This window comes from Longimicrobium sp. (genome assembly GCF_035474595.1).
Taxonomy (GTDB): domain Bacteria; phylum Gemmatimonadota; class Gemmatimonadetes; order Longimicrobiales; family Longimicrobiaceae; genus Longimicrobium.
Map to the genome: position 1 here is coordinate 23354 of NZ_DATIND010000065.1, position 24720 is coordinate 48073.

Consider the following 24720-nt stretch of genomic DNA (forward strand, 5'->3'; position numbering starts at 1 on the left):
GCGTGCGCTACGCGGCCTAAGCCGCGGGGGGAGGGCCCCGCGGGCGCGCACCGTGGCTCGTTACTCAATCCCTCCCGAGCTGCCCCAGCACCGCGTCGAGCAGCCCGTCGTCGATGCCGTCCAGCCCGTCGCCGAAGAAGGCATCGTCATCGCCCGCTTCCGCTTCCGTCGCGGGCGATGCCGCCTCCGAGGCCGCGGTTTCGGCGGCGTCGCGGGCGGCGGCGGCTTGCTCGGCTACCGTGTGGAAGCGGAACATCTGCCAGGGCTGGAGCGCGACCCCGGCCTCGGCGGCGCGGGCGATGGTCTGGATCACCAGGATCGAATCGCCGCCCAGCTCGAAGAAGTTGTCGTGCACGCCCACGCGGTCGCGCCCCAGCACCCGCGCCCACGCCTGCGCGATCGCCGTCTCCACTTCGTCGCGCGGGGCCACGTACTCCACCGCGTCGCCCACCTCGGCCTCGGGGGCGGCCAGGGCGCGGCGGTCCAGCTTGTCGGTGGCGGTGCGGGGGAGCGCGTCCATCACCACCACCGCCGACGGGACCATGTAGTCGGGAAGGCGCTCGCGCAGCGCGGCGCGAACCGCATCGCCCGTCACCCCGTCGCCCGCCGCGTAGGCCACCAGGCGGCGCACGCCGGGGGTGTCCTCGCGCAGCACCACGGCGGCCTCGCGCACGCCGGGAACGCCCGCGACCGCCGCCTCCACCTCGCCCAGCTCGATGCGGAAGCCGCGGATCTTCACCTGGCGGTCGAGGCGGCCCTGGAACTCCAGAACCGCAGTGCGTGAGTGCGGAAGTGCGGAAGTGCGGGAGTGCGTGAGTGCGTCAGTGCGCTCGCTCTCGCGCGGATCCAGCGCACTTCCGCACTCCCGCACTTCCGCACTTTCCTTCCACCTCGCCCGGTCGCCCGTGCGGTACAGGCGCGCGCCGGGGAAGCCGCCGAACGGGTCGGGGACGAAGCGCTCGGCCGTCATCGCCGGGAGGCCCAGGTAGCCGCGCGCCACGCCGGGGCCGCCGATCAGCAGCTCGCCGGGGACGCCGGGCGGCTGCAGCCCCCCGGTCTCGTCGCAGACGTACAGCCGCATCTCGGCCAGCGGCCGGCCGATCGGGTGCCCCTCCACGTCGCCGTCGACGGCGTGCGCGGAGGCGAGGATCGTCCCCTCCGTCGGGCCGTAGAGGACGTGCGCCTCCGCGGCGGGGAAGGCGGCGCGCATCTCGGCCAGGAGCGCGGGCGGCACCGAATCTCCCCCCGTGAACACGTGGCGGAGGCGCGTCATCCGCGGCGCGGCGCGCTCCGCCTGCGCGATCTCGCGCATCAGCGCGGGAACGGCGTGCAGGAGCGTGGCGTCGGCGGCTTCCTCCGCCAGCGCGGCCACGTCCAGCAGCCGCTCGCGCGGGACCACCCGCGTGGCGCCGCCGGAGACGAGCGGAAGCAGCGCCTCGAAGAGCCAGATGTCGAAGGCGTACGAGGCCAGCGGCGGCATCACGTCCCCCGGCCCGGCGCCGAACGCATCGCGCGTGGCGGCAAGGAGATTGGCCAGCGAGCCGTGCCGCACCTGCACCCCCTTCGGCCGCCCGGTCGATCCCGAGGTGTAGATGACGTACGCCAGATGGTCGGCGGAGATGGGGATCTCCTCCGCACCCGCCGTCGCATCTCCATCCCCCAGCTCCTCGATGCGGAGAAGCTCCGCGGCGTGTGCGGGGAGCGCGTCCGCGACGTCGCCCGCGGTGACGACGACGGGGAGCGCGGCGTTGGCGATGGTCCACGCCAGCCGCTCGGCCGGGTACGCCGGGTCGAGCGGGACGAAGGCGCCGCCGGCCTTCCAGATCCCCATCACCCCGGCGAGCAGATCCGGCGAGCGCTCCATGGAGAGGCCGACGCGCGTCTCGGGTCCGACGCCCATCTCCCGCAGCCGCCGGGCGATGCGGTTGGCGCGCGCGTCCAGCTCCGCGTACGACGTCGTCTCCGCGCCGAAGCGGACGGCGTCCGCGTCCGGCGCCGCGGCGGCCCGCGCCTCGAACTGGCGATGGACGGGCGCGGGCTCGGCGGCGAGCGACGGGCCGCGGCTCCACTCGCGCAGCGTCTCCTCTTCCTCCCGGTCGAGCAGGGAGATGGCGGAGACGGGGAGATGGGCGTTCGCTGCGGCGCGCCCGGCCAGCGTCACGAAGTGCCGGCAGAAGCGCTCCACCGTGGCCGCGTCGAACAGGTCCGTCGCGTACTCGACGATGGCGGAGAGCTCGTCGCCCTCCTCCAGCGTGGTGAGGATGAAGTCCAGCTTGGCGAGGCCCGTGTCGACCAGCGACGCCGCGCGGTAGACGGCCTGCGGGTCCAGCTCCCTGACCGACGCCTGCGCGTGCTGCGGGACGAAGGTGTGGTGGAAGTACATGAGCTGGAACAGCGGGTTGCGGCTGGGGTCGCGGCGGACCCGCAGGTGCTCCACCACCTTCTCGAACGGCAGCTCCTGGTGGCGCTCGGCGTCCAGCACCAGCCGCTTGGCGCGCCCCACCGCCTCCGCGAACGGCGGGTCGTCCGAGAGATCGAGCCGCAGCGCCGCGGAGTTCACGAAGCAGCCCACGACCTGCTCCAGCTCCGGCCGGCTGCGGTTGCCGTACAGCGTGCCGAAGACGACGTCGCCGCTCCCGGTGTAGCGCGCCACCGTCGCGGAGAAGGCGGCGGAGAGCACCATGTTCACGGTCGCCGCCTCGCGCCGGCAGAGCGCGCGGACGGCGGCGCTGGCTTCAGTGGGGAAGACGAAGTGGTGCATGGCGCCGCGGTAGCTGGACTGCGCCGGGCGCGGGCGGTCGCCGGGAAGCTCGGTCTCGGGCGCGCCCTCCAGCAGCCCGCGCCAGAAGGCCACGTGCGCGTCCAGCGTCTCGCCGCGCAGGTGCTCGCGCTGCCACACGGCGTAGTCGGCGTAGCGCAGCGTCGGCTCGGGGAGCGTCACGGGGCGGCCGTGCAATTCGGCGGCGTACAGCTCCCACAGCTCGTGCAGGATGAGCGGATACGCCCACCCGTCGGTGACGATGTGCTGCAGGGTGATGACCAGCGCCGAGCGCTCGTCCGACACGCGCAGCAGCGACAGCTGCACCATGGGCCCGCGCTCGATGTCCATCGTGCGCGCCCCGGCCTCGCTGACGATGCGGCGCACGCCCGCGTCGAAGTCCGGCCCCACCTCGGCGCGCAGGTCGCGCACGTCGGCGGTCACGGGGTGCGGCGGGAGCACCACCTGCCGCAGCTCGCCGCCGACCGTGCGGAAGACGGTGCGCAGCCCCTCGTGGCGCCGCACCACCTCGGTGAAGGCGCGCTCCAGCGCCGGCACGTCGGCGTCCGCGCGGACGAGGACGGCCACGGGGACGTTGTAGATGGCGCGCTCGGGGTCGAGCTGGATGGCCAGCCACATCTGCTCCTGCATGTACGACGCGGGGAACTCCGGCCCCTCGCCGGCGCAGCGGCCGATGACCTCGCGCTGGCGCGGCGCGTGGGCCTGGCCGCGCATGCGCGCCTCGAGGAGCGCGCGCTTGGCGTCGGAGAGGGTGTCGCGCCGGTTGATCGTGTCCATGTAAAGCTCAGCCCTGTTCGGGATCCGGTTACACATCGGGGACGAGATTCAGGCTCGTCCATCGAACTTCTTCATCGCCTGGCGCCGCGGCCCTCTCCCCCGGCCCCTCCCCCCAAACTGCCTGGGGGAGGGGAGACCTCATCGTGAGGATGGGCGGCGGCGCGCGCCCGCGGCCTCGCGCCCTCTCCGGCCGGCCTAGGCCGTCCACCTCTCCCGTACCGGGAGAGGTAGCTGGATGGCATCCGCGCTGAAAATCTCCATCCTGCCCGCCCGGCGGTCCTCACTCCTCACTACCAGGCCTCCGAGCCGCTGCGATGATGGGCTCGGGCCACGCATCCCACCACCACCCGAGGCGTGCTCCCAGCCCCGCGCGCCGCTTTCGACGTTACCCCCTCCCGTTATCGGGACGGGGTACGCGGCCTGAGCCGCGGGGGGAGGGCTGCGGCGCTGCCGAAGCGCACCGCCGCCAATCTCCCGCTGAGTTTCCCATCGCCGATCCTCGTCTGAGAGGTTCCCTCACCTGCCCACCATCGCCGCGGCCTCTTCGTCCGTCATGGCCTCGATCTCGGCGAAGAAGGCGTCCTCGACGAGAACGGCCATCTTCGCCACGGTCGGGGCCTCGAAGATCACGGCCAGCGGCAGCTCCAGCTCGAACAGGTCGCGCAGGCGGCCGACGATCTGCGTGGCCAGCAGCGAGTGGCCGCCCAGCGCGAAGAAGTCGTCGTGCACGCCGATCCGCTCCAGCCCCAGCAGCTCCTGCCACACCGCCGCGATCCGCTCCTCCAGCTCCGTCTGCGGCGCCGCGTAATCGATCCCCAGGTCGTCCGGACGGGCGTAGCGCGCGGCTTCGGGGCGATGCGGCTCCGGGTGCGCGGCGCCGCGCAGGCGCGCCTCCAGCTCCGTCGGCGAGACCAGCACCACCGGCTCGGCGGCCAGCGCGAGCGCATGCCTCAGCACCGCCTCCGCCGCGTCGAGGGGGATGCCGCTCGCCGATTCTCCCGGCTGCAGCCAGCGGTCGGCGGCGACGCTGGTCCAGCGCGGGCGCGATCCGCGGGCGTGGCGCTGGGCGATGGCGTCCGCCTGCGCGTGCAGCAGCGCCGCGCGCACCAGGCCGACGCCGCCCAGCACGCCCGCGAGCGACGATTCGGTCAGGCAGAAGTCCATCTCCCGCCCGCCGAGCGCCGTATCGAGCGCATCCAGCTGCGCGGCGATGCGAGCCAGCTCCGCGCGCCACGCGGGTTTCGCCTCGTCCGCGGCGGCGAGGGAGATGTCCGCGCCGGACGGCGTCCACAGCACGCCGTCGATGCGCCCGAAGCGCGCCTCCGCCTGGCCGATCGCGGCGGCGAGCGACGACGCGTCCGCCGGATCGGCCCGGAGCGCGAGGACGGATGGCTCCTCCGGCCCGGAGACCCGGCCGTCCACCGTGATCGCCGCCAGGCGCACGCCGGGGACGCGGGCGAGCGCGCGGGCGAAGACGGCGTTCTGGCCCTCGACGCCGCCGACGAGCAGGTACGCGCCGCCTTCTCGCACCGTCGCCGCCGGCGCGGCGGGCTTCGCGGCGCGGAAGCCGCGCGCCCAGCGGTGCGGACCGCGCAGGGCGATCACCTGGTCGTCCGCGTCCGCGACGAGCTCAGCGGCGAGGCGGGCGAGGTCGCGCGCGTCCGCCTCCACGTCGACCGTGCGGGCGCGGATGGGCGCGTGCTCCTGCGTCACCACCAGCGCGGCGGCGGCGACCGCGGCGGCGCCCACGTCCAGCGCCTCGCGGCCGGTGACGTCGTGCGCGTCGCGCGTGATGGCGATCAGCCGCGCGCGGCTGCCGGCGTGCGCCATCGCCGCGCCCAGCATGAGCAGGGTGACGGGATCGGGGGTGATGACGGCGACCGCGTCCGAATCCCCATCCACCACCGCGCGGACGCCGTCTCGCTCCGCGGAGGCGGGGATGCGGCGCACCGTCGCCTCGCGCCCGAGTTGGCGCAGCGCGGTGGCGAGCGCATCTCCCGAATCATCCTGCGCGAGGACGAGGACGCGGCGGATCTCGGCGGACGACGGCGGGGCGGGGGAGCGGCGCCAGTCGGGGAGATAGGTCCACTCCGCCGGGTCGGCGCTGGCGCGTGCGGGGTGCGCCGAAGCGGCCAGCGTGGGAGCATCCACCCAGTAGCGCTGCTTCTCCCACGGGTACGTGGGGAGATGGACCTTCCGGCGCCGCTCCGGGCCGCGGAAGGCCGTCCAGTCCGGCTTCACCCCGGCCAGCCAGAGCCGTCCCAGCGCCTCCAGCAGCACCCCCTGGTCCGGCCGCCGGTCGAAGGCGTGGCGCATCGACGGGATGACGGCGACGGGGGCCTCTTCCCCGTCGCCCGGCCGCTGGCGGACGAAGGTGGAGAGCGTCTGCCCGGGACCCACCTCCAGCAGCACGCGCCCCGGCTCGCGCAGCAGCTCGCCGACGCCGTCCGCGAAGCGCACGGTGCCGAGCATGTGGCGCGTCCAGTACTCCGGATCGGTCGCCTCCGCGTCGGTGATCCACGTTCCCGTGACGTTGCTGATCATGGGGATGCGCGGCGGGCGCAGCCGCACCGATCGCGCGATCTCCGTCAGCCGCCCGGCGACCGGGGCCAGCATCGGCGTGTGGAAGGCGTGCGTCGTGGGCAGCCGCCGCGCGACGATCCCCGCATCCCCCAGCCGCCGTTCCAGATCGGCCACCGCGTCCTCGGGTCCGGCGACGACGCAGAGCCCCGGCGCGTTCACCGTCGCGATCGCGACACCGCCGGCGAGGTGCGGCTGGATCTCCGTGGGATCGCGGGAGATGGCGAGCATCGCCCCGCCCGGCAGCGGCTCGATGGTCTTCGCACGCTCGGCGACCAGGGTGAGCGCGTCCTCCAGCGACAGCACGCCGGCGATGCACGCGGCCGCGTACTCGCCCAGCGAGTGGCCGATCAGTGCGTCCGGAGCGATCCCCCAGCTCATCCACAGCCGCGCGAGCGCGTAGTCCACCACGAACACGGCGGGCTGCGCCAGCGCGGTGCGGTTCAGCTGCGCCGCCTCGGGCGTGGGCGCCGAACGCGCCACCATCGCGCGCAGGTCGAGCGCCTGCGCGGGCGCCGCGTCGGACGGCGCGTGGCCCGGGAAGAGCGCCTCGCGGATGTCGGCGCCGAGCAGCGGGCGCAGGATCTCCGCGCAGCGGTCCACCTCCGCGCGGAAGGCGGGCTCAGCCTCGTACAGCCCGCGCGCCATGTTGGGGTAGTGATCCCCCAGTCCCGGGAAGAGGAAGGCGACGGAGCGCGCGCCCGCCTCGGCCACGCCCGCGGCGATCCGCTCGGGGACGGCGCCGCGCAGGATGGCCGCCGCGTCCTCGCCCTGGCGGACGACGGCGATGCGGCGGTGCGCGAAGGCGTGGCGCCCCTCGCGGAGCGTGTGCGCGACGTCCGCCAGCGGGAGATCGGGATGATTCTGGAGATGGTCCGCCAGCCGCGCCGCCTGCGCCTGCGCCGCGGAGGCGCCGCGGGCGCTCACTGCCAGCAGCTGCCACGGGCGCGAGGGGCCGGACGGCGAGGCGGCGGGCGCCTCCTCCAGCACCACGTGCGCGTTGGTCCCGCCGATGCCGAACGAGCTGACGCCCGCGCGCCGCGGCCCGTCGGCCGCCCAGTCGACCGTCGTCCCCGCGGCGACGCGGAAGGGGCTCCCCGCGAAGGCGATGCGCGGGTTGGGCGCCGCGAAGTGCACGGTCGGCGGGATGCGGCGGTGCTCCATCGCCAGCACCGTCTTGATCAGCCCGGCGACGCCCGCGGCGGTGTCCAGGTGGCCGATGTTGGTCTTCACCGAGCCGACGGCGCAGTACCCCTCGCGGTTGGTGAACGCGCGGAAGGCCCGCGTCAGCGCGGCGATCTCGATCACGTCGCCCAGCTCCGTCCCCGTGCCGTGCGCCTCGACGTACGTCACCGTGTCGGGGTCCACGTCCGCGGCTTCCAGCGCCTCGGCGATGACGGCGGACTGGCCCTCCACGCCCGGCGCGGTGAAGGCGACCTTGGCTCCACCGTCGTTGTTGATGGCGCTGCCGCGGATGACGGCGCGCACCGCGTCGCCGTCGCGCAGCGCGTCGGAGAGGCGCTTGAGGACGATGGCGCCGACGCCGCTCCCGGAGACGGCGCCGCCGGAGCGCGTGTCGAAGGCGCGGCAGCTTCCGTCGGGCGAGACGATGCCGCCGTGCTGCCAGAGGTAGCCCGTGGTCTGGGGGATGATGACGCTGGCGCCACCCGCCAGCGCCAGCTCGCACTCGCCGCGCAGCAGGCTCTGCGCGGCGAGATGGATGGCCACGAGGGAGGTGGAGCACCCGGTCTGCACCGCCAGGCTGGGCCCGCGCAGGTCCAGCTTGTACGAGACGCGCGTCGCCAGGAAGTCCTTCTCGCTCCCCAGGCTCACCTGGAAGCCGCCGGCCGACTCCATCAGCGCGGCGTTCGGCTTCACGTGCCGCTCCGCGTACCCGCTGGACCCCGCGCCGGCGTACACGCCGATGCGGCCGGCGACCTGGTCCGGATCGACGCCCGCGTCCTCCAGCGCCTCCCACGCGCACTCCAGGAAGAGGCGATGGCCGGGCTCCAGCACCTCGGCCTCGCGCGGAGAGTAGCCGAAGAAGCCGGCGTCGAAGTGCTCCACGTCGCGGAGGCGGCCGATGGCCTTCACGTAGTCCGGGTTCGCCAGCTCCGCCTCGGAGACGCCCGCCGCGCGCAGCTCGTCGTCGCCGAAGCGGGAGATGGATTCGATGCCGGCCTGCAGGTTGGCCCAGAACGCGTCCAGGTCGTCCGCGCCCGGAAAGCGCCCCGCCATCCCGATGATCGCCACCTCCAGGTCGGCGGATTCGGGGATGTCGGGCCCTTCGGCCGTGCCGTTCGAATGCGGTTCGATGATGCTCATGTAGATCCGTCTATCTCCAGATCGGGGCTGCGATGAGCCCGTGCGTCTACAGAATTCGGTGCTGTTGCTCGGTTACGTTCGTGCTTTGGGGCTGCGCCCTGCCCGCCCGGCTAGCCCCCTCCGCCCGCTCCGCGGGGGAGGGGGAGAACTCAGCGTGGGGCTGGCGGTGGAGCGTTTCCACGGCCTCGCGCCCTCTCCGGCCGGCTCAGGCCGTCCACCTCTCCCGTACCGGGAGAGGTAGCTGGATGGCATCCGCGCTGAAAATCTCCATCCTGCCCGCCCGGCGGTCCTCACTCCTCACTACCAGGCCTCCGAGCCGCCGCGATGCTGGCCTCGGGCCTCGCATCACCACCGCCGACGCGCGCTCCACACGCCGCGCGCCGCTTTCGACGTTACCCCCTCCCGTTATCGGGACGGGGTACGCGGCCTAAGCCGCGGGGGGGAGGGCTCCGCGGGGACGCGGAGTCGCACCTATCTCCGCCCGCGCCGCATCAGCTCTCTTCGACTCGCCCCGCGCCCCCGTGCTTCGCTCGGTGCCTGCGTCTCCTCCAGATCGGTGTCGCTGTTCTCCATCGCGCGCGGCGCCAGGTGCCCGGCCAGCGCGGCGATGGTGGTGAACTGGAAGAGATCGACGAAGGTGAGGGCGCTTCCCATCTCCTCGTTCAGGCGCTCCTGCAGGCGCGCGAGGAGGAGCGAGTGGCCGCCGATCTCGAAGAAGTTCTCGTCGACGCCCACGTGCTCCACGCCCAGCACCTCGCGCCACACGCGCGCGATCGCCTGCTCCGCCGCGGTGCGCGGCGCCGTCTCGGTCTGCACGCGCTCGCGCTCGCCGGGGGCGGGGAGGCGCAGGCGGTCGACCTTGCCGTTGGGGTTCAGCGGGAGCGCGTCCATCGGGACCCACGCAGCCGGGACCATGTACTCCGGCAGCCGCGCCTTCAGGTGCTCGCGCAGTTCCGCGGGCGCGGGCGGGCTGGCCGCGTCCACCGCGACCACGTAGGCGACCAGGCGCGCGTCGCCCGGCGTGTCCTCGCGCGCGATCACGGCCGATTCGCGGACGCGCGGATGCCCGGCCAGCGTCGCCTCGATCTCGCCCGTCTCCACGCGGTGGCCGCGGATCTTCACCTGGTGGTCCAATCTCCCGAGGTAGTCGAGAACCGCGGTGGCCGGCGACGAAGTGCGTGAGTGCGTGAGTGCGTCAGTGCGTGCGTTCTCGCGCGGATCCAGCGCACTCCCGCACTCCCGCACTTCCGCACTTTCGTCCTTCCAGCGGACGAGATCCCCGACGCGGTACATGCGTCCCCCCGGTACCGCGCTGAACGGGTCGGGGATGAAGCGCTCGGCCGTGAGCGCGGGGCGATCGTGGTAGCCGCGTGCCAAGCCGTCGCCCGCCAGGTACAGCTCGCCGGGGACGCCGACCGGCACGCGCCGGAGATGGCGGTCCAGCACGTACGCCCGCGTGTTGGCGACCGGACGGCCGACGTAGACGCGCGATCCGCCGCGCTCCACGATGGACCACGTGGAGTAGGTCGTATCCTCCGTCGGGCCGTAGAAGTTGCCCACGCGCTCGACAGTCCCCAGCGCGTACAGCCCCTGCGCCAGCGCGTTGGGCAGCGCCTCGCCGCCCAGGTTGAGGACGCGCAGCGTCGGCGGGATGGCGCGCATCCGCAGCAGCTCCGCGGCGGCGCTCGGGGCCATGCTGGCGAGGATGACGTCCTCGCCCGCGTCCGGCAGCGCCAGCGCGTCGCGGACCAGGACGAGCGTGCCGCCCCAGCACAGCGTGCCGAAGATCTCGGCGATGGAGACGTCGAAGGAGATGGAGGTCGATCCGAGGACCGCCCGCCGCTCGTCGTCCGACACGTGCTCGCGCAGCCAGTGCATCAGCGTGACCGCGCTGCGATGCTCGATCTGCACGCCCTTGGGCCGCCCGGTCGACCCCGAGGTGTAGATGGCGTAGGCCAGATTGCGCGGATCGATCGATACGCCGGGGTTTTCCGGCATCTCCCGCTGGATCTCCGCCCAGTCCGCATCCACCCGCACCGTCGCCGCGGCGTGGGACGGGAGACGTTCGGCGATGCGCGCGTGCGCCAGCAGCACGGGCGCGCCGGAATCGTCCAGCATGTACGCGATGCGGTCCGCCGGATAGTTCGGGTCGATGGGGACGTAGCCGCCGCCCGCCTTGTGCACCGCCAGCAGCGCCGCGATCAGCTCCGGCGTGCGCTCCATGCACACGGCGACGCGCACCTCCGGCCCGACGCCGAGCGCGCGCAGGCGGTGCGCGAGGCGGTTGGCGTTCGCGTTCAGCTCCTGATACGTCACCGCCGCGCCGTTCCAGCGCACCGCGTCCGCCTTCGGCGTCCGCGCCACCTGCGCCTCGAAAAGCGCGGGGAGGGTGAGACCGCGCGGGTAGTCGGCGACGGCGCCGTGGAACGACTCCAGCCGCGCCTCCTCATCCGCCGGCATCAGCGGCAGCGCGGCGATGGGCGTCGCGGGGTTCGCCAGCGCCGCGTCCAGCAGCGTGGCGAGATGGGTCGCCATCCGCCGGATCGTGGCCTGGTCGAACAGGTCCGAGGCGTACTGGAACGCCCCCTCGATCACATCCCCCGCGTCCGTCAGGCCGAGGACGAGGTCGACCTTCGCGGTCCCGTTGTCCATCTCGTCCGTGGAGACGGACAGGCCGGGGAGGTCGGGCGCGCCGTAGCCGCCGGCGTGCATGGAGAAGATCACCTGGAAGAGCGGGTGCCGGTCCAGGCTGCGCCCCAGCTTCAGCTCCTCCACCAGCCGCTCGAACGGCACCTCCTGGTGCGCGTACGCGTCCAGCGTTCCCTCGCGCACGCGCCCCAGCACCTCGCGGAACGTCGGGTCGCCGGAGAGGTCGGTGCGCAGCGCCAGCGTGTTCACGAAGACGCCCACCAGCGCCTCCGTCTCCTCCGGCACCCGGCCGGCGACGGGGGAGCCGACGACCACGTCCTCGGTCCCCGTCCACCGCGACAGCAGGACGTCGAACGCGGCGAGCAGCACCATGAACGGCGTGGCCCCCTCGCGCCGCGCGAGTTCGCGGACGCGCCCGGCCGTCTCCGCGCCGAGCGCGAAGGGGAGAATGGCGCCGCGGAAGCTCTGCACCGCGGGGCGCGGGCGGTCCGTCGGCAGGTTGAGCACGGCGGCGCCCTCCAGCCGCGCGCGCCAGGCGTCCAGCTCGCGCGCCAGCGCCTGGCCGGTGAGCCGCTCGCGCTGCCAGACGGCGTAGTCCGCGTACTGCACCGCCAGCGGCGCCAATCGCGCGGGCCGCCGCTCGCGCGCGGCGGCGTACAGCTCGCCCAGCTCGCGGAAGGCCACGGCGAGCGACCACGCGTCGCAGACGATGTGGTGGAAGTTCAGGATCAGCCGGTGCTCATCGGGCGAGCGGCGAACCAGCCGCGCCCGCATCAGCGGCCCGCGCTCCAGGTCGAACGGCGCCGCCGCCTCCGCGCGGGTGATGCGCTCCATCTCCGCATCCCCATTCCCCATAAACGCGGTCAGGTCATGGAGATGCAGGTCCACGGGCGACGCCGGCGCCACCACCTGCACCGGTCCTCCCTGTCCCCCGTCCCCTGTCCCCTGTCCCCTGAAGCTCGTCCGCAGCGACTCGTGCCGCGCGACCAGCCCGTCCAGCGCCGCCCGGAGCGCATCGGCGTCAAGCTCGCCGCGGAGGGTGAGGACGATGGGGATGTTGTACGCCGCGCCGGCCGCGCCCATCCGCTCCACGAACCAGAAGCGCTGCTGCGCGAACGACAGCGGCGACCCGGCCCCGCGCTCCACGGGAACGAGCGGGGGGAGATGGAGATGCGTTCCGCGCCGCGCCTCGGCCGCGCGCGCCGCCAGCCCGGCCACGGTCGGCGCCTCGAACAGCGCCCGCAGCGGCAGCTCGATGCCGAAGGCGCGGCGGATGCGCGCGATCACCTGCGTGGCCGCGAGCGAGTGGCCGCCCAGCGCGAAGAAGTCGTCGTGCGCGCCGGGACGCGTGTGCAGCACCGCCTCCCACGCATCGGCCACCAGCTCCTCGGCGGGCGTGCGCGGGGCGACGCGCGCCTCCTCCTCCGGCGCGGCGTCGGGTTCGGGGAGCGAGCGGCGGTCCACCTTGCCGCTGGGGGTGAGCGGGAGCGCGTCCATCAAGCGCCACGCGCGCGGCACCATGTGCTCGGGCAGCCGCGCCGCCACGTGCGCCCGCAGCTCGGGGAGCGACGGAGAAGCGCCCGCCGCGGGGACGACGTACGCCGCCAGCCGCCGCTCCGCGCCGTCGCCGCGGGCGGTGACGGCCGCCTGCACGACCGCGGGGTGCTCGGTCAGCACCGCCTCGACCTCGCCCGGCTCCACGCGGAACCCGCGGATCTTCAGCTGGAAGTCCGTGCGGCCGACGTACTCGAGCGCGAGTGACGGTGCGAAAGTGCGAGAGTGCGAGAGTGCGAAAGTGGACTCATCGCGAGACGAATCCGGACGCGCTTCGGCACCTCCCGCGGCCCTCTCCCTGGCTCGTTCCTCGCCTGTCCCTCCCCCAAAACTGCCTGGGGGAGGGACGGGGTTCGCGGGGCCTGCGACCGGCGGCGCGAGCGTCGGATGCGGGAGTGCCGGGTTTTCACTTTCGCACATCCACCGAACGCGGTCGCCGGTGCGATACAATCTGCTCCCCGGCGCTCCGAACGGGTCGGGGACGAACTTCTCCGCCGTCAGCGCCGGGCGGGCCAGGTAGCCGCGCGCCAGGTTGGCGCCACCCGCGAACAGCTCGCCGGGGACGCCGAGGGGGGCGGGCTGCATCACCGCGTCCAGCACGTACAGGCGCGTGTTGGCCACCGGCGCGCCGATCGGCGGCAGCGCGGGCCACGCCTCCGGGTCGCCGTCCACCATGTGCGCGGAGATGACGTGCGTCTCGCTGGGGCCGTAGTGGTTGTCGAGCGTCGCCTGCGGGTTCGCGCGGAAGAAGGCGCGCAGCTGCGGCGTGGAGCGCAGCGCCTCGCCCGCGGTGATGATCTCGCGCAGGTCGGGGAGACGTGCATCGCCCGCGTCCGCCGCCTCGGCAACGTTCTGCAGCGCGGCGAAGGGGAGGAACAGCCGCTCGATGCGGTGCTCGCGCAGATATGCGGTCAGTGCCTCGGCATCCCGCCGCGTGTCGTCGTCGATCAGCACCAGCGCGCCACCGCTGGCCCAGGTGGAGAAGATCTCCTGGAACGAGACGTCGAACGACAGCGACGCGAACTGCAGCGTCCGCGCGGGCGCCGCATCCCCGAACCGCTCCGCCTGCCAGCGGACGACGTTGGCCAGCGCGCGGTGCGGGAGCGCGGCGCCCTTCGGCCGGCCCGTGGACCCCGACGTGTACAGCACGTACAGCAGGTTGTCGGGATGGAGATGGACCCGCGGTGCGTCCGTCGGCTCCGCCGCGAGGTCCTCCGCATCCACGCGCACCACCGCCGCGTCCGTCGCGGGGAGACGGGCGGCGACGGGGGAGGTCGTCAGCACGACGGCGGCGCGGCTGTCGCCCAGCATGTAGGCGATGCGCTCGGTGGGGTAGTTGGGGTCGACGGCCACGTAGCCCGCCCCCGCCTTCAGCACCGCGAGCACGGCGACCGTCATCTCCACCGACCGCTCCATCGCCACCGCCACCCGCGCGTCCGGCCGCACGCCCAGCCGGACGAGCCGGTGCGCGAGGCGGTTGGCGCGTGCCTCCAGCTCCGCGTAGGTCACGCGCTCGCCCGCGAACTCCACGGCGAGCGCGTCCGGCGTCCGCGCCGCCTGCGCGCTCACCAGGTCGTGGACGAGCGCGGCGTCCCATCCCCGCTCCGTGCGGTTGACGGCGTCCGTCACCGCCGCGCGCTCGTCCGCGTCCAGCAGCGGGAGCGTGGCGACGGGCGCGTCCGGGTCCGCCGCGGCGGCGCGGACGACGGCGTCCAGGTGCCGCATCATCCGCGCGATGGTGGATTCGTCCCAGAGCGCGGTGGCGAGCTCGGCCTGGCCGGTGAACGAGCCGTCGGCGCCTTGCGCCAGCATCACCGTCAGGTCGTAGCGCGAGGTGCCGTGCGCGATCTCCACCTCGCCGGCGGTGACGCCCTGCAGCGCCAGCCCGGCGTGGCCGCCGTGCTGCAGCGCGAGCATCACCTGGAAGAGCGGGGTGTGGCTCAGGCTGCGCTCGGCGCGCACCTCGTCCACCATCCGCTCGAAGGGCAGGTCCTGGTGCGCGAAGGCGTCCAGCGTGGTCTGGCGCACGCGCCGCAGCAGCTCGCGGAACGCCGGGCGCCCGGAGAGGTCCGCGCGGACGGGAAGGGTGTTGCTGAAGAAGCCGATCAGCGGCTCCAGCTCGGGCCGCGGGCGGCTGAGCACCGGCGTGCCGACCACCAGGTCGTCCTGCCCGCTCCAGCGCTGGAGGACCACGGAGAACGCCGCCAGCAGCACCATGAACGGCGTGGCCCCCTCCGCCGCGGCGAGCGCGCGCACGCCGTCGGCCGCGTCGCCCGAGAGGCGGAAGGGGAGCAGCGCGCCGCGGAGGTCCTGCACCGGCGGCCGCGGGCGGTCGGACGGCAGCTCCAGCACGGCGGGTGCGCCGGCCAGCCGCTGGCGCCAGAAGGCGGCCTGCCGCTCCAGCGCCTCGCCGCGCAGCCACCCGCGCTGCCACGCCGCGAAGTCCGCGTACTGCACGGGAAGCGGCGGCAGCGGGCTTGGCTCGCCGCGGCGGAAGGCGGCGTAGAGGGTGGCCAGCTCGCGCTCCATCACCTCCCACGACCAGGCGTCGCTCACCGCGTGGTGCATCACCAGCGACAGCACGTGCTCGCCGTCGGAGATGCGCATCAGCACCGCGCGCAGCACCGGCCCGCGCGCCAGGTCGAACGGCGCCGCGGCCTCGTCCCCCGCCCGCCGCTTCGCCTCCGCATCCGCCTGGGACTTCGGGAGATGCGACAGATCCAGCATCTCCCACCCGAACGCATCGGCGCCGAGCACGATCTGCTCGATCCCCTCCGTTCCCTGTCCCCTGTCTCCTGTCCCCTGTTCCCTGAACACCGTGCGCAGCACCTCGTGCCTCCGGACGATCTCCGCGAGCGCACGATGCAGCGCGTTGCCGTCCAGCGCGCCGGACAGCCGCAGCGCGAGGGCGACGTTGTACGCGGGCGACCGGGGATCGAGCTGCTGCAGGAACCACATCCGCTCCTGCGCGAAGCTCGCGGGGAGCGGGGCCGCGCGGTCGGCGGGGGGGATGATGCCCGCGGGCGCGCCCTCGCTCTCCACGCGCGCCTCGGCTACGCGGCGGGCCAGGGCGCGCACGGTGGGCGCCTCGAAGACGGCGCGCAGCGGCAGCTCCACCCCCAGCCGCGCGGCGACACGGGAGACGACGCGGATGCCCAGCAGCGAGTGCCCGCCCAGCGAGACGAAGTCGTCCTCCACCCCCACGCGCTCCACGCCCAGCAGCTCGGCCCAGATGGCGGCGAGCGCGGCCTCGTCCGGCGTCTCCGGCGCGGCGAACGCCTCGGCATCGCCCGCGCCGGGATCGGGAAGGGCGCGGCGGTCCACCTTCCCCGCGGCGCTGAGCGGGATGGCGTCCAGCGCCATGTACGCGGTCGGCAGCATGTACTCCGGCACGCGCGTGGCCAGGTGCGCCCGCAGCTCGCCGCCGCTGGGCGCCGCGCCGCGCGGGACGAAGTACGCCGCCAGCCGCAGCACCCCCGCCGCGTCCGGCCGCGCCGCCACCACGCACTCCGCGACGTTCGGGTGCGTCCGCAGCGCCGCCTCGATCTCCCCCGGCTCCACGCGGAAGCCGCGGACCTTCACCTGCGCGTCGCCGCGGCCCAGGAACTCGAGAACCCCAGTGCGGAAGTGCGGGAGTGCGGGAGTGCGGGAGTGCGTCAGTGCGTCAGTGCATGCTTCGCGCTCCGAACCCTCGGCGCCACCGAACCCACGCACTTCCGCACTTCCGCACTCACGCACTTCTTCGAACCATCTCACCCGGTCGCCCGTGCGGTACATCCGCGCCCCCGGCACGCCGGAGAACGGATCGGGGACGAAGCGCTCCGCCGTGAGCGCGGGGCCGCCGTGGTAGCCGCGCGCCATGATCGCCCCGCCGATGAACAGCTCGCCGGGGACGCCGGCGGGGACCGGGTGCCGCTCCGCGTCCAGCACCCGCAGCTCGCGCCCCAGCAGGGGCAGGCCGAGGGGGACGCGCGCCGGGTTCGTGGCCGCGAAGCCGCGCGGGACGGCGAAGGCCGCGGCGACGACCACGATCTCCGTCGGCCCGTAGCCGTTGATCAGCCGCGCCTCGCCGGGGGTCGATTCCCAGCGCCGCAGCGCGTCGGCGCGCATCTCCTCGCCGCCGGCGATCACCACGCGCAGCTGGCGCTTCACCGCGGCGAGCGCGGTGGTGTCGTGCGTGAGCTGCGTCCAGTAGCCGGTCGGCAGCAGGGCGATGTTTACGCCCAGCCGCTCCACGCGCTCCGCCAGCTCCGCCGGGCCGGGGACCTCGGGGCCGCGCGGGATCACGCATCCTCCCGCCGCGCAGGTGGCGAAGATCTGCTCCACCGAGCCGTCGAAGGTCAGCGAGGCGAAGAGCAGACAGCGGCTGTCCGCGCGGAAGCCGTACGCCCGCACCGACGCATGCGCGTGCGCCACCGCCCCCGCGTGCGACACGGCCACGCCCTTGGGCATGCCGGTCGATCCGGAGGTGTAGATGATGTACGCCAGGTTGTCCGGCCCGGCGGCGAAGCGGGGGAGATCCGCATCCCCATCCCGATCCGCATCTCCATTCCCCGTCTCGAACCACTCGATCGAGTCGATGGGGATGACGGGGAGGGGCGCCACCCGCGCCGCGTCCGCCGGCCGCGCGACCACGGCGACCGCGCCCGAATCCCCCAGCGCGTGGGCGATGCGCGCGTCCGGAAAGCCGGGGTCCAGGGGGACGTACGCGCCGCCCGCCTTCAGGATGCCGAGAATCGCCAGGATCCCCTCGGGCGACGACGGGAGCATCATCCCCACCACCGTCTCCGGGCCGACGCCCAGCGCGCGGAGCCGCCGCGCGAGCACGTCCGTGCGCGCCTCCACCTCCGCGTAGCCCAGCGCGCCGCCGTCCCACGCCAGCGCGGGGGCATCGGGGCGCGCCGCCGCCCGCGCGGCGATCATCCCGTGCAGCGTCTCCGGCGCGGGAAGCCCCTCGCCGCCGCGCCCCCACTCCGCCACGCGCGCCATCTCCTCCGCCGAGGCCAGCGGCATCTCCGCCAGCCGCGTGTCGGGCGACGACGCGCCGTGCTCCAGCACCTGCACCACGTGCGCGGCGATGCGCTCCACCGTTTCGCGCGCGTACACGGCGTCCGCGTACTCGGCGTGGACCGTCACCCCGCCGTCGTCGTCCGGCCAGTTGTCCAGCGCCAGCTCGAAGGGCGTGGAGCCGTGCTCGGTGTCCAGCGGCGTCACCTCCGCGCCGGCCAGGCGGAGCAGGTCCACCCGCGCGCTCTGCAGGTTCAGCGCGGCCTGGAACACGGGGTTGCGGGCCGGGTCGCGCGGCAGGCGCAGCTCCTCCACCAGCCGGTCGAAGGGGAGACCGCTGTGGCTGAACGCCGCCATCGCCGCCGCCTTCTCGGCGCGCACCAGCTCGCGGAACGTCGCCTCCGGGCGGACGCGCGCGCGCAGCGGCACGGTGTCGATGAAGAAGCCGATCAACCCCTCCAGCGCGCTCCGCGGGCGGTTGGCGACGGGGGTGCCGATCACCACGTCCTCCTCCCCCGCGTGGCGCGCGAGGACCAGGCGGAAGGCCGCGAGGAGGACGTGGAAGAGCGTGGCCTCCTCGCCCTGCGCCAGCTCGCGCAGGCGGGCCGCCAGCGCGGGGTGGATGCGGGCGTACACCCGGCCGCCGCGGTGGCTGGCCTGCGCCGGGCGGGGATGGTCGGTGGGAAGGTCGATGGCCGCCGGGGCGCCCTCCAGCGCGCCGCGCCAGTACGCCACCAGCCGCTCCAGCTCCGCGCCGCGCAGGCGCTCGTGCTCCCACGCCGCGAAGTCCGCGTACTGCACCGGCAGCGGGGGGAGATCGGGCGCGCGCCCCTCGCGCAGCGCCGCGTACGCCGCGCCCAGGTCGCGCGCCAGCACTCCCAGGCTCCACCCGTCGGTCACCAGGTGGTGCATGGCGACGAAGAGCGCGTGCTCCTCCTCCCCCAGCCGGACGAGGGTGACGCGGAAGACGGGGCCGGCCACCACGTCGAAGCCCGCGCGCGCGTCCTCGTTCCCCCGCCGCATCAGCTCCGCCTCCCGCTCCTCGCCCGGTAGATGGGAGAGGTCGAGGGTGGCGAGGGGGAAGGGCGCGGGCGGGTGGACGATCTGCACCGGCACCCCGTCGCGCTCGGCGAAGGTGGTGCGCAGCGTCTCGTGGCGCGCCACGACGGCGTCCAGCGCGCCCCGCAGCGCGGCGACGTCCAGCGGCCCGCGGATACGGACGGCGAACGAGGCGTTGTAGGCGTTGCCGCCGGTCTCCATCCGCTCCATCACCCAGAGCCGCGCCTGGCTGGCGGAGAGCGGCGCGACGCCGTCCGGCCGGGCGACGGGGCGCAGCTCGGGGCCGGCGGCCTGCGCCTGGCGCGCGCGCATCCGCAACTCCAGCAGGCGGCGGCGCTCGGGGGAAAGCTCGGTCAGCGGGTTCACGACGTCGGTCATCTTCGGTTCAATCTCCCGCCGCCGCGGTGCCGTCCCACGCTTCCTCGGCCTCCAGGAGCGCGCGGACCTCTTCGTCGGTGAGCATCGACAGCTCGGCCTCCAGCTCCGCGCGCAGCGCCGCCATCTCCGCGTCCAGCAGCGCGCCCAGCGCGGAGACCGTCGGCGCCGCCAGCACCTGCGGGAGGGACAGGGGAACGCCGAACTCCTCGCGCACCCGCGCCGCCATCTGCGCGGCCAGCAGCGAGTGCCCGCCGATCTCGAAGAAGCTGGCGTCGGCGGGAACCTGCTCCACGCCCAGCAGCTCGGCCCACGTGGCCGCCAGCAGCCGCTCCGTGGCCGTTTGCGGCTCGGCGCCCGTGGCGGCCGCGTCGCCGCCCAGCTTCGGCGCGGGAAGGGCGCGGCGGTCCACCTTTCCGTTCGCGGTCAGCGGCAGCGCGTCCATCACCACCACGGCCACGGGCACCATGTGCTCCGGCACTGCGCCGCGCGCGTGCTCCCGCAGCCGCGCCGGAAGCTCCGCCGCCACGCCTTCGTAGCCGCGCGCGGGAACCACGTGGGCCACCAGCTGCCGGTCCCCCGGCGCCGCCTCGCGTACCGTCACCACCGCGTCGGCGACGGCGGGATGGCGCGCCAGCAGCGATTCCAGCTCGCCGGGCTCGGTGCGGTGGCCGCGGATCTTCACCTGCTGGTCCAGCCGCCCCAGGAACTCCAGCACGCCGTCCGCCCGGCGGCGCACGCGGTCGCCGGTGCGGTACAATCGCGACCCGTCGGCCGCGAAGGGGTTCGGGAGGTAGCGCTCGGCCGTGAGCGCGGGGGCGTTCAGGTATCCGCGCGCCAGTCCGTCGCCGCCCACGTACAGCTCGCCGGGCACGCAGGCGGGCACGGGGCGCATCTCCGCGTCCAGCACGTACGCGGTGGAGTTGGAGATGGGCGTGCCGATGGGGATGGAGACGAGCTCCGCGTCCCCCGGCTCCAGCGTGTGGCAGGTGGAGTAGGTGGTGTTCTCCGTCGGCCCGTAGCCGTTGATCACGCGCAGCGCGGGATGCGCCTCCATCACCCGCGCGGCGTGCGGCGCGGACACCACGTCGCCGCCGGACATCAGCTGCCGCAGCGGGGCGAAGGCGGCCAGGTCCTGGTCCACCACCTGGTGGAAGAGCGCCGACGTCATCCACGCCGAGGTCACTCCGTGGCGGCGGATGAAGGCGCCTACCGCGGCCGGGTCCGGCGTGCCGGCGGGATACAGCGCCATCCGCGCGCCGTTCAGCAGCGGCCCCCACACCTCGAAGGTGGAGACGTCGAACGACGCGGGGACCATCTGCAGCCACGTCTCCCCCGCGCCCATCTCCGCGAAGCCGCCGTTCATCACCAGCCGCAGCACCGCGCGGTGCGGCACCACCACGCCCTTCGGCCGCCCCGTCGACCCCGAGGTGTAGATGACGTACGCCGCGTTCTCCGCATCCACCGCGACGCTTGGCGCATCCGCGCTCTCCGCCGCGATCGCCCCCGCGTCCGCATCCACCCGCACGACCGTCACCCTGTCGTGCCCGATCCCCCCTGTCCCCTGTCCCCTGTCCCTTGTCCCCTCGATCGTCCCCTCAGCCGTCACCAGCACGCGCGCCCCGCAATCCTCCAGCATCAGCGCGTTGCGGCTGGCCGGGTACTGCGGGTTCAGCGGGACGTACGCGCCGCCCGCCTTCAGCACGGCGAGGAAGGCGATCACCATCTCCGGCCCGCGCGGCAGCAGCACGGCGACCGGCTGGTCGACACGCACACCGTGGCGGCGGAGATGGTTCGCCAGGCGGCTCGACCGCTCGTCCAGCGCGCCGTAGGTCATCTCCCCGCCGTCCCAGCGCAGCGCGACCGCGTCAGCCCTGGATGCGGCGACGGCGGCGAATTCGGCGTGGATGGTCGATTCGCGCGGGTAGGGGCGGGCGGTGCGGTTCCACGCCTCGGCCTCGGCGCGCGCCCGCGGCTCGTCCACCCGTGCGATGGCGGCGGAGAGCGGGAGATCCGCATCCCCCGCGACCGCCTCCAGCAGGCGGAGATAGAGGGCGACGATGCGCTCCGCGGTGGCGGGCTCCCACAGCCTGGCGGCGTACTCCAGGTCGCCGTGCAGCGCGCCCCCGCTCTCGCGGATCTCCAGGAACAGGTCGGCCTTGGTGCTGCCGCTGTACACGTCCTCGGGGCGCGCGCGCACGCCGCCCAGGTCCACGGGGTCCATCTCCACGTTCCCCATGGCGAACGACACCTGGAAGAACGGCGTCACCCCCGGCACGCGCTGCGGGTTCAGCGCCTCGATCACGCTCTCGAACGGCAGCTCCTGGTTCGCGTAGGCGCCCAGCGTGGCCTCGCGCACCCGGCCGATCAGCTCGCCGATGGTGGGGTCGCCGCGCAGCTCGGCGCGCAGCGCCACGGTGTTGATGAAGAAGCCGATGAGCCCCTCCGTCTCCGGCCGCGCGCGCCCCGCCACCGGCGAGCCCACGACGAGATCATCCCCCGCGCCCAGGCGGTGGAGGAGGAGGTCGAAGCCGGCCAGCAGCACCATGAACGGCGTGGCCGCGTGGCGCCGCGCCGCCTCCCGCAGCCGCGCGGCCAGAGTGGCGGGCACGGTGAAGCGGACGATGCCGCCCTCGTGCGAGGGCGAGGCGGGGCGCGGGCGGTCGGTGGGGAGATCGAGGACGCCCGGCGCGCCGTCCAGCCGGGCGCGCCAGTAGTCCAGCTGCGCCGCGCGCACCTCGTCCGTCAGCCGCGCGCGCTGCCACGCCGCGAAGTCCGCGTACTGCAGCGGGAGAGGGGGAAGGGGAGATGGACGCCCGGAGACGATCGCCTCGTACAGCTTCGACAGCTCGCCGAAGAGGATGCCCAGCGACCACCCGTCCGCCGCGATGTGGTGGACGTTCAGCGCCAGCAGGTGCTCGTCCGGGGCGATGCGCGCCAGCCGCCCCCGCAGCATGGGGCCGGCGGCAAGGTCGAACGGCTCCGCGGCGACCGCCTCGGAGACGCGCCGCGCCTCGGCCTCGGCCGCATCCCGCGGCAGCGCGGAGAAATCGTCGAGCGGGAGATCGAAATCGTCCGCCGGGGGATTGACCACCTGCGCCAGCCCGTCGGCGGTGGTGGCGAACACCGTGCGCAGCGCCTCGTGCCGGCGAACGATCCCGGCCAGCGCCCGCCGCAGCGCGGAGGCGTCCAGCGCGCCCGAGAGCCGCACGGCCAGGGGGATGTTGTACGCCGCGAACCCGGCCGGCTCCATCTCGTGCAGCAGCCACAGCCCCTGCTGCTGGAACGACGGCAGCAGCGGCGCGCCGTCGCGCGCGATCGGGGCGAGCGGCGGCTCCCCCGCCGTCTCCGTCCCCGCCGCGGCGTCGATGCGCTCGGCCAGCGCGGCCGCCGTGCGCGCGTCGAACACCGCGCTCACCGGCAGCTCCACCCCCCAGCGCCGCCGCACGCGCGACAGCACCAGCATCCCCAGCAGCGAGTGCCCGCCCGCCGCGAAGAAGTCGTCGTCGGGCCCCACCGCGGCGCCCAGCACCTCGCGGAAGATCTCCATCACCCCGCGCGCCGTCTCGCCCAGCCCGGCAGGGAGATCGGGGGATTCGGGCGATGCGGACGCGGGCGTGGGGAGCGCGCGCCGGTCGATCTTCCCGTTCGCGTTCAGCGGCAGGGAGTCGAGGAAGGTGAGCGTGGATGGCACCATGTACGCGGGAAGCCGCTCGCCCAGCCACCCTCGCAGCGCCCCGGCGTCGCCGTCCGCCGCGTCGTCGCGGAGGACGGCCCATGCGTGCAGCCGCATGGCCCCATCCTCCCCGCGCCGCGCGGCAACGGCGGCCGCGGCCACGTCCGGGTGCTCGGAGAGCACCGCCTCGACCTCACCCGGCTCCACGCGGAACCCGCCGACCTTCACCTGGTTGTCGATCCGGCCCAGGAACAGAAGTGCGAAAGTGCGAGAGTGTGAAAGTGCGAAAGTGGGTTCGGCGCGCGACGAACCCGGGTGCGCTTCCGTCCATCTCGCCCGGTCGCCGGTGCGATACATCCGCGCGCCCGGCGCCTCCGCGAACGGGTCGGGGACAAACTTCTCCGCCGTCAGCGCGGCGCGGCCCAGGTATCCCCGCGCCACGCACACCCCGCCGATGCACACCTCGCCCTCCGCCGCCTGCGATCCATCCTCGCCGACGACGTAGGCGCGCGCGTTGGCGCGGGCGGAGCCGATCGGCGCGTCGCCCTGCCAGCCGTCCGCGGGGAGCTCCCAGCTCGTCGCCCAGACGGTAGCCTCGGTCGGGCCGTAGCAGTTCATCCACCGCACGCCGGGGGCGATCTCGCGCCACCGGGCGAGCGCCGCGGCCTGCGGCTTCTCGCCGCCGGTGACCAGGAGGCGCACGGACTCCGGAACGCGCGCGCCGGACGCGGCCATGTCCGCCACCCACGCGTGCCACAAAGCCGTGGGGGGATTGAGGATGGAGATCCGCTCGTCGGCCACCCAGCGCCAGAACCCCGGCCCCAGCGCCGGGACCGAGCGCGGGCGGAAAAGGAGCGCCGCGCCCGCCGCCCACGCGGCCCAGATCGGCTCCACGCTCATGTCGAACCCGACGGACGGCAGCTGCCCCACGCGGTCGCCCGGCGCGAGCCCCCACAGGTTCGTCGTGACGCGCTGCAGGGAGACGAGCGCGCGGTGCGTGACGCCCACGCCCTTGGGCCGGCCGGTCGATCCCGAGGTGTAGATGACGTACGCGAGGTTGTCCGGGTCCACCTCCGCTGCCACGAACCCACCCCCCGCCGCGGGATCGATCGCCTCGACGTCGAGGACGGGAAGATGGGTCGGGGGAAGGCGATGCGCGGCATCCCCGTGCGTCAGCACCGCCGCCGCGCCCGAGTCTTCCAGCACGAAGGCGATGCGCTCCGCCGGGTACTCGGGGTCGATGGGCACGTACGCGCCCCCCGCCTTCAGCACGCCGATCAGCGCCGCCGCGAAGGCGGGGCCGGGCTCCATCAGCACCACCACGCGCCGCTCCGGGCCCACGCCCAGCGCGCGAAGACGCGCGGCCACGGCGCGCGCGGTCCGCTCCACCTGCGCGTACGTCGCCGCGCGCCCGCCGCCGGAGACCGCGGGCGCGTCCGGCGTGGACGCCGCGTGCGCCTCGAACGGATGGTGCGCGCACGCCCACCCGCGCGTGGCGGAAATCGTCCGCGGCGTGGCCCCTTCGCCGCCCGCGCTCAACACTCGCACCCGGTGGACGGGAACGGCCGGACCGAATCGTAGCGACACCAGAGTGACAGAGTGTTCATCTCGTGGCTAAAAAGGCGCTCTGCACTCCTCCGGACAAAGCCGTGGAGCGCATGAGCTTGCATCGCGCGGCTCGGCGAGCCGCTGCGCGCATCCCGTGACAGAACGTGGTGGGACGTGCGGGACGAAGCCACTTCGGGACCGGCGAGCAGCCGCTCGCCAGTCCGCCTTCGCCCTGCGCCGTCGGGGTGCTGTGGCCGCCAATCTAACACGGCCGTGAGACGAATTGTAGTAGTTTTGGGGTTAGGATAAAATCTGCACTTCGTTCACAGGCGTGCACTTGCGCGCACATTGGCGTCCCTGCGGCGCAAAAAGCGCCCGTGGCCGCCTCGCC

General features: G+C 74.4%; 3 protein-coding genes and 1 pseudogene. All 4 read right to left on the bottom strand.

All coding sequences use genetic code 11. The annotated features are described in order from the left end of the window. Positions 1-64: 64 nt before the first annotated feature. On the bottom strand, positions 65-3556 hold the full coding sequence (locus tag VLK66_RS11475; RefSeq protein ID WP_325309554.1) for an amino acid adenylation domain-containing protein: 3492 nt from the start codon (positions 3554-3556) through the stop codon (positions 65-67). A gap of 516 nt (positions 3557-4072) precedes the next feature. Further along, complete coding sequence (locus VLK66_RS11480; protein ID WP_325309555.1) at positions 4073-8461, bottom strand: type I polyketide synthase; 4389 nt, start codon at positions 8459-8461, stop codon at positions 4073-4075. A 597-nt stretch (positions 8462-9058) separates the two neighbouring features. Next, positions 9059-18970, bottom strand: a pseudogene (locus tag VLK66_RS11485) (amino acid adenylation domain-containing protein); the annotation flags it as partial. 145 nt (positions 18971-19115) lie between these two features. After that, the gene (locus VLK66_RS11490) at positions 19116-24320 is read right to left on the bottom strand and encodes a non-ribosomal peptide synthetase (protein WP_325309557.1); all 5205 of its coding nucleotides are present in this window, start codon (positions 24318-24320) and stop codon (positions 19116-19118) included. Between the last annotated feature and the right edge of the window lie 400 nt (positions 24321-24720).